The organism is Enterococcus caccae ATCC BAA-1240 (assembly GCF_000407145.1).
GTDB lineage: Bacteria > Bacillota > Bacilli > Lactobacillales > Enterococcaceae > Enterococcus_L > Enterococcus_L caccae.
This window is the reverse complement of the sequence record NZ_KE136472.1, coordinates 108,149-120,732: the sequence shown is the minus strand read 5'-3', so window position 1 is coordinate 120,732 and position 12,584 is coordinate 108,149. Positions and strand designations below refer to the sequence as shown.

Below are 12,584 nucleotides of genomic sequence, written 5' to 3'. Positions count from 1 at the left end.
AAAAGTCTTCTGTATTGAACATAAATACAGAAGACTTTTTTAGTTATTTTTCTAAAATCTCAACGATCTCGTCCATATTTTTAGAACCAAAAATAATTTCTTTATCATCAATGATCATTGCTGGAACACTCATGATTTTTTTCTCTGTTTTCAATTCTGGGAAAACACCGATATCGATCATTTCAGCTTCAACATTATGGTTGATTGAAGCAATTCGCTGACAAGCAGCTACCACATCTGGACAATAATGACATGTCAATGAAACGAAAATCTGTACTTTCTTCTTAGGAAGTTCTTTGATTTTATTAACGACTGGCTCTTCGATTGGTTGTCCTGCACTTCCGACATTGTAAACAGCTAACACGATCGAGTTGACTTCATGTCCACTTGGAATACCACTAAACTTGATGCCTGTGTATTCACCTTGGTCATTTAAAACAACTACACTCGGTAATTTATCAATGCCGTATTTCGCTTCTCTATCAGAATCAGCACCTTTTTGAACAGTTTCCAACAAGATTTTGTCGCTTAATGAGGCAAATTCTGTTAGGAATGAATTTAATTCAAGTGATTTTTCTTCACTGCTGTCCATAACTTGTAACAAGGTTACATTCTTCGTCAATTTACCGAAAATACCGCCCAATTGCTCTCTCATTGCATCAGGGAACCATGTGTTATTACCACTTGTTGCTTTAGCTGGTTTTTTCTCTGCTTTTGGTTGGGTTTCTTTATTTTCAGCATGTTGCTTCGCTAAACGTTTTTCCATCCGTTCATTGACGATTGGCAAGCCAGCTTTTGTTTTTTCTTCTGTGATATATTTTTGTGCATTTGTTGCAGCGATTGCGCCATCTGCAACAGCGGTAACGATTTGACGTAATTCTTTGATACGTAAGTCTCCAGCTGCATAGACACCCGGTACATTGGTTTCCATATTTTCATTTGTTGGAACATAGCCGCGGTCTAATTCGACTTTCCCTTCAAAAATCTCTGTACTTGGTTTGTTCCCTGCAAAAACAAACATACCAAATGTACTGTCTGCTGGCGCTTCATATGTTGTTTCTTCACCAGTTTCATTATTAACAAAAACGGCTTTACGAACAAAGTCATCCCCAGTGATTTCTTTGACTTCCGTATTGTAAACAATTTTGATATCTGGATGTTGTTTAGCTGCTTCTGCTGTTAGTTTTGCACAAGTAAAATCAGGTTCACGAATGATCATCGTCACTGATTTACCGTAACGAGTTAGGTAAACTGCTTCTTCTGCTGCGGCATATCCGCCACCCAGTACGAAAATATCTAATCCTTGGAAAAATTCACCATCACATGTTGAGCAATATGCGATTCCACGACCCGTAAATTCAACTTCACCAGGGAAACCAATTTTACGAGCTGAAGCACCTGTTGCGATAATCACTGCGTATGCTTGATAGGTTTTAGTTGCCGATTTCACTGTTTTGACAGTTTGGCTTAAATCAACATCAATGATTTCATCTGTCGTAAATTCAACACCGAAATCTAGTGCCTGTAAACGCATATCTTCCATCAATTCAGGCCCAGTTGTTGCTCGAATCGCTGGATAATTCACGATTTCAGACGTCGTCGTAACTTGCCCACCAATCTTATCTTTTTCAATAATTAATGTGTCTAACATTGCACGTCCAGCATAAATACCAGCTGATAAAGCTGCTGAACCGCCGCCGATCACGATCAAATCATAAACTTCTTGACTCATGTATGTTCTCCTTTTTGTCTATCTCATTATTTTGCTCTATAAATTTTAAGAAAGACTTCCTAGAAAGGAAGTCTTAAGGTTGTCTATTTAATGGTTAGATTTTACCAACTAAGTCTAAACTTGGTGCAATTGTTTCTTCGCCTGGTTTCCAGTTTGCTGGACAAACTTTATCGCCATGTTTAGCTACAAATTGAGAAGCTTCTAATTTACGAACTAGCTCTTCTGCATTACGGCCGATTCCCATATCGTTGATTTCATATGATTTGATTTCGCCTTCTGGGCTAACAATAAATGTTCCACGGTATGCTTGACCTAAATCTTCATTTAAAACACCAAAGAAACGAGCAATTTTACCATTTGGATCAGCTAACATTGGGTATTTGATTTTACCGATCGTATCAGTCGCATCTGCCCACGCTTTATGAACAAAGTGGCTATCTTCAGATACAGAATAAACTTCACAGTTCAACTCTTTTAAGTGATCGTAGTGATCTTGCATGTCCCCTAATTCTGTTGGACAAACAAATGAAAAGTCAGCTGGATAGAAGAAGAAAATACTCCATTTACCTAATACATCTGCCGTTGATACTTTGATAAACTCACCATCTTGGTATGCATCACATTCAAAGTCTAATAGTTTCGTGTTGATTAAGTTCATTTAATTATTCCTCCTAAAATTTAAAAGCATCATGAGCTCGCTTTGTCTCAACTGAAAAATAGGGATGAAGTGCGTTCCCCTTCACTCCTATTCTATCTTTTTTCTGAGAGAATAGCCCATGCAGCTAGATATTTTTCTACACTCTTAGCGTATCAATTTAAAATTATTATGTCAATAGAATTATTACAGTTTAGTTATTTTATTTTTGGCATTTTCGTCTTCTCTTTGAGAAAATAGCTCTTTCATTCTCAATAACGAAAAAAAGCAGCTTTTATCGTTTGTCTGTTCATTTTTACACAATAAAACAAAAACAGAACAAAGGTGAATGCTTTATCCTATGATATCTTGATTCTAATTCTGCCAAAAAAAATCTTTTAGCAGCAGAACTATTTCCTGATTTTCAACTAGTTCACTGTGACTTGTATTTTCCCCTTGAATCAATACTTCTTGATACTCAGCTACTCGCTCTTGATAAATATACCTTCCAGAAAAAACACTTTGCACAGGAACGATATTATCAGATGCCGTATCATCAACTTCTCCAGCAATATTTAGCATCTTGATCGCATCTGGTATATTTTCTAGATTCTTTAAGTAACCTTTGAGTAGGTCACTTGTTTCTTTTAATTGTGTAAATGAGGTCACAGCTTCATTGTATTTTTCTGATGTATCATTATATGGTGTTCCTGAAGTTATCAATTTGGCTAACTTTGGATCTTCGGATTGCTGAAATTCTTCCAGATACGATGTAATCACTAATCCTCCATTGGAATGGCCTAGATAGTTATACGTTTCAAATGAATATTTTTTTTGGATATAACTTAATGCTAATTGATACCATTTCCCTTGAACAGGTAATGTTTTGTCACTGCTATCTTTAAACGCAATCACTATCATAGGATGTTCTGTTGAACTTGTTAGTTTCCCTTTAGAAGAAACCGTTCCATCTGTTGCTACAGTCACTTTTAACACATCGGCTTTTGAATCTAATGTTTTGATCAAACCATTGAATCTATTTACTGTTCCATTGGTGCCTGGAACAAAAATGATAGGTGTTTGAATTGCCACAGGTTCACTTGTTTGTACAAATTTTTCAGCAAATGCAGTAAGGTTTTTTTGAAATAAAAGAAAGAGCATTAAAACAACACCTACAATCAAAAGTATTTTAGGAAACTTTCTTTTTATGCTTTTATTCTTTTTCATGGCGTTCTCCTCCAATATAGAGAAAGTCTACGCCTTGAAACTTAAATGAAAATTAAACATAACATAAACGCTCGTTTAAGAGCTCAAAAATGTTTCATCCATTTTCTTGTCTTTATTAAAATGCTTTCCGTGAACATCAATCGCTGCATGCCATTCTTTGCATAAATCATGAGGGACCGATTCCGTCAAATGAATAAACTCTTTACGCATTTCTTCATACGTCTTATATGGCCCAAAACCTAGCCGATTAAACAATCGAATCGCATATTGATCCGCGATAAATACATTTCGTTCAAAAATATAAAGCAGCATCGCATCTGCTGTTTCTGAACCTACACCTTTAATCGTTAAAAGCTCTTTTCTTAGCGCATCTGTAGAATATGTACGGAATTTATCAAAATCACTATCATGAGAAATAAACCAATCGATCAGGGCTTTAATATAGTTACTTTTTTGTTTGAAAAATCCAGCTGGACGAATTAGTTCTTGAAGTGTTTCCAATTCAATTTCCTGAAGACTTTCCACAGTTAAATAGGGTTTTAAATTTCCTAATGCTTTATGCGCATTTTTTTCTGTTGTTTGTTGGATCAAAATCATCGAGACCCAATCAGAGATCCGATTGGTGTCCTCCCACCAATATTGGAAGCCATAGTGTGCAACTAAATTATTTAACACTTGAAGTTTTTCTTTATCTGTTTTCACTGTATCTCTCCCTTTATTATGTCACAAAAAAACTCAGATCAAAATAATAAAATCCTGACCCAAGTCTTATAATGGTTATTCAGTTAGCTCTTTTTCTTTTGTAATCATGATTACACCATCACCTAAGGGTAACAAGGTAGATGTCAAATCGGGATGGGTCATAACTGTATCTAAAAATTGGTTTAACTTTCTGTGGATCGTTCTTTGACTACGTGGAATTTCCTCGATTGGGTCTAAAATCGTTCCTGCTTGGAAAACATCGTCTACCATCAGCACGCCGCCAACACGTAACAAACGTAAACATTCTGGTAAAAATTCAATATATTTGGATTTCGCACTGTCCATAAAAATAAAATCATAAGGGCCCGTTAATGTGGGTAAAACTTCTGCCGCTTGTCCTTCTAATAAGGTTACTTTATCTGTCAGCCCTAGGCGTTCATAAGTTACTTTCGCTTTTCTGATCATTACATCAAATCGATCAATTGTCGTAACGTGTCCCTCTTCTCCAACATATTGTGCCATCAAACTAGAAGAAAAACCGATTGCTGTACCAATTTCTAAAATATTTTTAGGTTTGATTTGATCTAAGAAAAATTGTAGAAACACAACTGTTTCATGAGGAATAATCGGCACCCCTGCTTCGTGTGCTTCTTCTTCGATTACACCAAGTTCACCTTGGATCTTTTTTTGCTTATTTCGCATAAAATCAACGAGTTCTTGTTTCACAACTGGTCGATGCATCATTTCGTTTCGCATATTATCGCTCCTTTACTGTGAAACACAGCGAATGTTTTTTATGAGCTGATGTTGAACAGTACAAGGAACATAGTATGTTATTTGTCCCTTAAAATATCTTGAACTTATTTTTACATCAGATTTACTAGTGAGAAAAATTCACTTCTTTATTATACGGAGAGAAGGATATGATGTCAAAAAATAATTTTCATCTTCATTTCTTAGGACTTTACTATTCTTTACTGATTTTTTTAGCGATTCGTTCATTCATTTTTCTTTTCAGTTCATTGATCCGTGTTTTCGCTTGCATTTCATGGAGTGTATTTTCAGCAAAAGATCCGACATCTTCTCCAACTAATTGTAAAACAGGGATATTATTTGCAGCACCTTCTTCAAAAAAGTCTAGTAATTCCAGCATTGGCGGAAGCATATCCATGCCATCACCTGCGGTAAATTCCCATAAAAATTTTTGAACTTCTTTATAAACAACTTGATAATCAGAAGGAAGCTCCTTTAAGCGTGCCATTTGTTTATTATATTCTACCTTATCTGCGTGAACTTGTTTAAAATAATTGATGACGTTTTTATTTTTCATCATCTGTTTCCTCCTTTAATCGTTCGATTTGACCTGAAATAAAGGTCCAGCGTTGCCAAAATAATGCGAGTTCTTCCTGCCCTGCTTCATTTAAGGAATAAAATTTACGCATCGGTCCAACTGTTGATTTTTTCTTTGTAACAGAAACTAAATTCTTTTTCTCCAAACGTAAAAGAATCGTATAAACCGTTCCTTCAACAATATCTTCAAACCCATATTCTTGTAAATTATTGGTTATTTCATAACCATAGGTTTCATGACGATTGATAATTTCCAAAATGACACCTTCTAAAACACCTTTGAGCATTTCTGTTATCCCGTTCATCGTGTTCATCACCTGTTCTTTCTTTTGATTCCTTTTGTTCCTCTAACTACTAAGTATTATTAAGTACAGGTATATAGTATAACTTAGTAGATGGATTGTCAACTACTTTGTTTTACTAAGTAGTTGGATATAAGAAAAGCATCTGTAGTAAAACGAATCGTTTTACTACAGATGCTTTATTTTCTGCTTCTTAATAAAGCAAACCAACCAAATCTTCTTTTTCAATATTGCCAAAATATTTTTTAAGATCAATCTGATCAACAGCCGCTTCAATTGCTGATTTTTCATACTTTGTACCAGTTAAAATCTTTTCTACATCTTTGATTTCACCTAATCCAAAGAAATCGCCAAAGATTTTAATTTCCTTGATTTCTCCATCTTCCACATTCATTTGCGCATCGATAGAACCAATTGGGAAACGTTGATGACGCTCCAAGTTAAAGGCTGGTGATTTACCATAGTTCCAATCCCAGTTACGATAATAATCGTCTGAGATTTTGTTGATTTTTTCCCAATCGTCATCCGTTAGCTCATAAGTCTTAACTTGATCGACAGAATCAACACCAAAAATTTTCAACAAGATATCTTCACGGAATTCTTCTGTAGTCATATCTTGTTTGTCTGCTGGTAAGAATGGTTTAATATTCGTCACTCGCGAACGGACAGATTTAATCCCCTTAGATTCAATTTTATCTTTGCGAACTTTCAATGTATTCACTACTTCATCAATATCACTATCAAACATCAACGTACCATGAGCAAACATTCTTCCTGCAGTTGCATACATCGCATTTCCAGAAAATTTCATCCCATCGATCACTAAATCGTTGCGTCCTTTTAATTCAGCACCAGAAACACCTAGCTCATGCAACGCTTGAATAATTGGTTGCGTTACTTTCGCAAAATCACGGAAAGAATTCCCGTCATCCGGCATGATAAAACTAAAGTTCAAGTTCCCATGATCATGATAAACAGCACCACCGCCACTTAAACGACGAACAACGTGAATCCCATGTTCATCCACATATTCTTTGTTGATTTCTTCAATCGTATTTTGGTTACGGCCAATAATAATGGATGGATCATTAATATAAAATAATAAAATCGGCTCGTCTAAAGGTTTTTCTTTTAATAAATACGTCTCGATTGCTAAGTTGACTCTTGGGTCATTGTTTTCATTTGGTACAAAAATCACGTTCACCACTCCTTAAATTTCAATCACTAAATTTTTCTCAGCTAAACTAACAGAAACTTGACTACCAGCAGCTTTTTCAGCTTGATTTTTCAATTCTTCTAACGAACCATGTTGAGGTAAATGAGTCAGAATCAGTTTTTTGACATGTGCTGCCTTAGCAATTTCCCCTGATTCTTTTGAGGTGAAATGGGCATGATGATTTTCATTTCCTTCAAATAGATAAGTATCAGCTAAAAAGACATCCGCATCTTTGGCAAAATCAACAAAGCTTTCCAAATAACCTGAATCACCTGTGAAAACAAATACGTTCCCTGATTTTTCTTCTACAAAGCGCATCGCATAACATGGAACAGGATGGATTGTTTTCATAAACGTTACAAGAAAAGGCCCTAGTTTTAACTCTTCTGCTTCAAAATAGGGAACTGCTTTTGATACGTTTGGCATATTTAAGGACTCAAAATGAACAGCATCATCTGTATGTCCATAAATCGGCAATACAGGTGTCGGTTCCATCACTGGATATAGCTGACGATAATACTGCAATACCCCCAAATCAGCAATATGATCATAATGATAATGTGATAAAATCACAGCATCTAAGGTTAATGGATCAATATGCTCTTCTAAATTGACTAAGGTTGTACTTCCAGCATCTAACAACAGCTTAAAATCATCTGATTCTAACAAGTAAGAACTAGTTCCTTCTCCTTTATAAGGATAAGCACCTAAACAGCCTAAAACGGTTATCTTCAACTTCATCGACCTCCTTGATTAGTTTTCACTTAATGGTACCACAAAAAAGGAAATCATTGATAGAAACAGACATGATTCAACAAAAAAAGACTAAAAAGTAACTTAAACAGTTATTTTTTAGTCCGCTAATTTCCATAAAAAAATTCAATCAGCGTCGTTGAATCAGCGATTTTTTTGATTTCTTTTTTTCAAAAGATATAGAACACCACATAATACTATAAGTCCTCCACCCATGAGCATCAGAGATTTTTTGTTGCTCTCCCCTGCTAAAGGCAATTGTTCTTTAAGCTTTTTATCGTTTTGGTTATTTTTAATTTCTTTATTCTGCCTATAAACATATGTTACTGTATGGTTTTGTTTTTCAAATGTCCCCTTCGTATTTTTAGGCAATTTGTTTTCATCCAATGTGTATCCATCTATCGCGAGTTTGTAGTTTGGGGTGGAAACATCATAATGTGTGCCAATGTCACCACTGATTGTTTTAGGACCATGGATGTTCTTGCCTGTTTCATCTACATAGATTATCGTGATAGTTCCCGCTTTTGCTGGATTTTTTTTATAAACATACTTCACTGTTATTGGTTTATCACTTAATACTCCTGTCATATGTTCAGGCAACTTGCTTTCATCTAGTGTATAACCTTCTATTGTAAGCTTATATGCTGGAATTGTTGCGTCATAAGTTTCTCCAATATTTCCGCTAATTCGTTGAGCTGCGTGAATTTCTGCTCCTGTTTCATCTACATAGGTTACAGTAACATCTGCTGCTTTTACTGGATTTTTTGTATAGTTGTATACAACAGTTTGGGCTGTTTCACTTAGTGTTCCTTTGGCATTTTCTGGTAGGTTACTTTCATCTAATGTGTAACCGTCTATTACTAGCTTATACTCAGCACTTGTTGCATCATAAGTTTCGCCAACATTTCCGCTAATTGGTTGAGCGACATGGATTTCTACTCCTGTTTCATCTACATAGGTTACAGTAACATCTGCTGCTTTTACTGGATTTTTTGTATAGTTGTATACAACGGTTTGGGCCGTTTCACTTAATGTTCCTTTAGCATTTTCTGGTAGACGACTTTCATCTAATGTATAGCCATCTATTTCTAGCTTATATGCTGGAATTGTTGCGTCATATGAATCTCCGATATTTCCACTAATTGGTTGAGCCATATGAATTTCTTCCCCTGTTTCATCCAGATAAATTACGGTAACATCCGCTGCTGCTCTAGTAACAGGTTGCCAAACATACGTGTCATTTCTTGGAGCAAGATCAAAGTTGCTCATCAATTCTTGACTTGTCCAGATATCTGTCCCTTTAGGATTATTACGGGTACCTTCACCGATGTTCTGCCACATTCCAGTATACGTATCGTTTGCAGGAATCATCGGTAATTCAGGATTAGGAAGCGAGCTTCTGCCTATAAATCTAAAACTTGAACTAAGCGTTAATTCTTTTAATGCGGTAGCATCTTGGAAAAACCTTGATGTTGAGTATGCATTATTGGAATCTAGTTTGGTCATGTCAAATCCAGATAAGTCTAAAGACTCTAAGGAACTATCTTCCATAAAAACTCCTTGTGCTGAATTCATCGGTGACAGCTTCCAATTTGATAAGTTTAATGCCTTTAATTTTGTCATACTTGCAAATGCATACGTTATCGCAGTTATACTCTGTGTGTCCCAAGTTGAAACATCTAGATTCTCCATATTTACACATCCATTAAAAATAGAAAAAATATCTTGCACTTTAGATGTATTCCAACTGGTTAAGTCTAATGAGACTAGACTGGTACAATCAGCAAAAGTACGCTCCATATTGATTGCATTTGAAGTATCTAGGTAGGAAATATTTTCAATTTCAGTCACATTAGATAGACTTTCAAACAAACGTTCCATAATAGCTGACGCTACAACTGGTCCTTCAAAAACAATCTTATTTATAGAATTTCTATAATCAAACCAAGGACTTTGGCGAAACGCGCCAACTTCTGGTGTATCATCAAATTCACCTTGCTGAATATGAAGTACTCCCGTATCATCTATAGACCAATCACTTGTTCCAAAGGTACCTGTCGCAATATCAGTCGTAGATACATCAAATGCGGAAACTTCTCTTGCACTAGTATCTTGTAGAACTGTAAAACCAGTCTTATCCTGACTATTCGACAATTCGGTTGATTTGATGGTTTCACTAGATTCTGAAGAATCTGAAACTATGGCTTCTTCACTTGAATCTTCTATTGCTTCTTTTGAATCATTGCTGATTTTTGGAGTACTGCTATCAATTGTTTCAGCTAAAATAAAACTAGGTTGGCAAATACTTATTAATAATGTAAAAAGTAATGTAAGGCTTATTTTTTTCACAACTATTCTCCTATCACACTTTGATTTTAAACAATATTAATTGAAAACGTTCGTTATGTATAGTAAAAACGCTCCTATCTCTTCATTATATTTATCTTTCAAAAAAAATGTTTTCTCTTTTAAATATCAGATATGTACATAATAAAAAAATCTCTTTTGTTCAATGTTTTAATTATCAAAAACAAACAAAAGAGATTTTATTTATATAATCCATTACCTATGACAAAACTTTTTAATTCATTATGCTACAACAATCGGCGCACCCTTTTCCTCACGAGCTGTGTCATAAAAACTTGCCACAGCAACATCATGATATGGAACTACCCATAATAAACCGATTCCGAAAACTAATGCACCAATAATAAACCAACCAATAAACGAAATTTGTAGTAGTAAATATTGCCCAAATCGGCCTTTCATCAAGAACAATGCGTATTTTAGCGCATCCCCAACTGATAATTCGGGATCATCAAGTTTTACCCAAACGGCAAATTGAAACACGCCACTAACAAAAACACCGACTAAAATCATCAAAAATCCGAAAAGAAGTAATAACAATGCTAAAAAGATATCTCCGCCCATTTCCGATTGAAAACGATCAACTGAAACAGTATTAAACATTAATCCGAAATACATTGTTACCCCGTATGATAAAAGGACTGGTAACAACACAATTAGGTTCAATACTAATTCAACAATATATTGGATAAAGTTGATTAATAACATTGGCAGATAAAATTTCCCTTGAAAAATAGTTGTTAACATTCCTGCTTGAACTCTCTTACCTCGTAATACTTGTAAGGCACAATAATAAGTACCATAGGTAATAGCGAAAAAGAGAAAGTTATTTAGTAAAAAGGACATAACATTATTACTGGCACTTTCTTTTGGTAAATTAGCTACACTGCCAATCACTGAGCTAATCATAATACGGATAAATACAGCTAAAAATGTAATCCATGCCATAGTTCCCCATTGATTTTTTAAAGATGTTCGAGCTTGTTCTCGATGCATTGCATTTGTTATTTGACTTTTCATTTGAACCATCACCTCTTTTTTAATAACTGCGAAGCTTATCGACTGTTTCTTTATCTAATCGCTTCACAACTTCTGTAACCAATTTCACTGTGTTTAAATAATCATCCTCATGAATCATTGAGGTATGAGAATGTAGATAACGAACCGGAACAGTGATTGCAAGTGAAGGAACACCATTTCGCGTCAAATGCATTCTACCTGCATCTGTTCCGCCACCCGTGATTACCGTATATTGGAAAGGAATATTATTCTCTTCAGCAACTTGAATCACGAAATCACGTAATTTTTTGTGCGGAATCATCGAAGCATCGAAAATCAGAATTTGCGGTCCTTTTCCTAACTCAGAATCAGCTTCTTTAGGTGTCATCCCTGGAGTGTCCCCAGCGGTTCCAGTATCTAACGCAAAAGCAATATCTGGATCAACTAAATGTGTACTTGTTTGAGCTCCACGCAAACCAACTTCTTCTTGCACATCACTGCCTGCAAATAAAATATTAGGATGCCCTTCTGCCGCTAAATTTTCTAAAACTCTTAGTGACACAGCCGTACCAATACGGTTATCCCATGCTTTCGCTAACATAAATTTAGTATCATTCATTCGGCGATATTCAATATAAGGAGTTATCATATCTCCAGGTTTAATGCCCCATTCTGCCACTTGTTGATCGCTAGATGCACCAATATCGATGAACATATCCGCAACATCATACGGTTGCTTTCTAGCTTCTGCTGTCAAAACATGTGGTGGTTTTGATCCAATCACCCCATGATAGATATCACCTTTGCCTGTTTTGATTTGTACTTGTTGAGCTAGCATAACTTGACCCCACCAGCCACCAAGTGTTTGGAATTTAATAAACCCTTTTTCTGTAATCTGCGTTACCATAAACCCAACTTCATCCAAATGTCCTGAAAAATAGATTTTTGGACCTTCTTTATCGCCAACACGTTTCGCAATAATACTGCCTAACCCATCATACATGATTTTGTCCGCAAAAGGTGCCGCATACTTCTTAAAGACCTCCCGAACTTCCCCTTCATTACCAGGAACACCCTTAGCATCTGTTAAGTCTATTAATAACTGTTCTTCATTTTTTTCCAAAATATTCCCTCCTAAATTTAAAAGCGTAGCGGGCTCGTTAAGCTCTGACAGAAAAATAGGAAAATACGCTTGTGGCGCTTTTTGTCACAGGCAGATTTTATCTTTTTTCCGAAGAGCTAGCCCGTGCAGCTAGATAACACTAAAAGCCTAGCGGGCTCGTTAAAACTCGTAGTAAAATA

General features: G+C 35.6%; 12 protein-coding genes. All 12 read right to left on the bottom strand.

All coding sequences use genetic code 11. The annotated features are described in order from the left end of the window. Nucleotides 1-43: 43 nt before the first annotated feature. Nucleotides 44-1,732: an FAD-dependent oxidoreductase gene (locus I580_RS00540; RefSeq protein WP_010773274.1), complete on the bottom strand. Its 1,689-nt coding sequence runs from the start codon at nucleotides 1,730-1,732 to the stop codon at nucleotides 44-46. 94 nt (nucleotides 1,733-1,826) lie between these two features. After that, complete coding sequence (ahpC, locus tag I580_RS00535; RefSeq protein WP_010773275.1) at nucleotides 1,827-2,390, bottom strand: alkyl hydroperoxide reductase subunit C; 564 nt, start codon at nucleotides 2,388-2,390, stop codon at nucleotides 1,827-1,829. Between the two features lie 351 nt (nucleotides 2,391-2,741). Continuing rightward, nucleotides 2,742-3,593 (bottom strand): alpha/beta hydrolase, encoded by an 852-nt coding sequence (locus tag I580_RS00530; protein WP_010773276.1) that lies wholly within the window; start codon nucleotides 3,591-3,593, stop codon nucleotides 2,742-2,744. 75 nt (nucleotides 3,594-3,668) lie between these two features. Further along, the gene (locus I580_RS00525) at nucleotides 3,669-4,295 is read right to left on the bottom strand and encodes an endonuclease III domain-containing protein (protein ID WP_010773277.1); all 627 of its coding nucleotides are present in this window, start codon (nucleotides 4,293-4,295) and stop codon (nucleotides 3,669-3,671) included. Between the two features lie 75 nt (nucleotides 4,296-4,370). Continuing rightward, a complete protein-coding gene (locus I580_RS00520; protein WP_010773278.1) occupies nucleotides 4,371-5,051 on the bottom strand; it encodes an O-methyltransferase in 681 nt (226 codons plus the stop codon). 211 nt (nucleotides 5,052-5,262) lie between these two features. Beyond that, nucleotides 5,263-5,625, bottom strand: coding sequence for a DUF1048 domain-containing protein (locus I580_RS00515; protein WP_010773279.1), 363 nt, complete (start codon nucleotides 5,623-5,625; stop codon nucleotides 5,263-5,265). Continuing rightward, complete coding sequence (locus I580_RS00510) at nucleotides 5,615-5,950, bottom strand: PadR family transcriptional regulator (RefSeq protein WP_010773280.1); 336 nt, start codon at nucleotides 5,948-5,950, stop codon at nucleotides 5,615-5,617. The genes I580_RS00515 and I580_RS00510 overlap by 11 nt, the downstream gene beginning before the upstream one ends. Before the next feature lie 190 nt (nucleotides 5,951-6,140). Next, nucleotides 6,141-7,145 (bottom strand): lipoate--protein ligase, encoded by a 1,005-nt coding sequence (lplA, locus tag I580_RS00505; RefSeq protein ID WP_010773281.1) that lies wholly within the window; start codon nucleotides 7,143-7,145, stop codon nucleotides 6,141-6,143. Nucleotides 7,146-7,157: 12 nt separating this feature from the next. Beyond that, a complete protein-coding gene (locus I580_RS00500) occupies nucleotides 7,158-7,898 on the bottom strand; it encodes an MBL fold metallo-hydrolase (protein ID WP_034860493.1) in 741 nt (246 codons plus the stop codon). Nucleotides 7,899-8,060: 162 nt separating this feature from the next. Further along, on the bottom strand, nucleotides 8,061-10,265 hold the full coding sequence (locus tag I580_RS00495; protein ID WP_010773283.1) for a MucBP domain-containing protein: 2,205 nt from the start codon (nucleotides 10,263-10,265) through the stop codon (nucleotides 8,061-8,063). Nucleotides 10,266-10,505: 240 nt separating this feature from the next. Then, entirely contained in the window at nucleotides 10,506-11,303 is a 798-nt protein-coding gene (locus I580_RS00490; RefSeq protein ID WP_010773284.1) for a DUF975 family protein, read from the bottom strand. Nucleotides 11,304-11,322: 19 nt separating this feature from the next. Further along, nucleotides 11,323-12,405, bottom strand: coding sequence for a M42 family metallopeptidase (locus tag I580_RS00485; protein ID WP_010773285.1), 1,083 nt, complete (start codon nucleotides 12,403-12,405; stop codon nucleotides 11,323-11,325). Nucleotides 12,406-12,584: the final 179 nt, after the last annotated feature.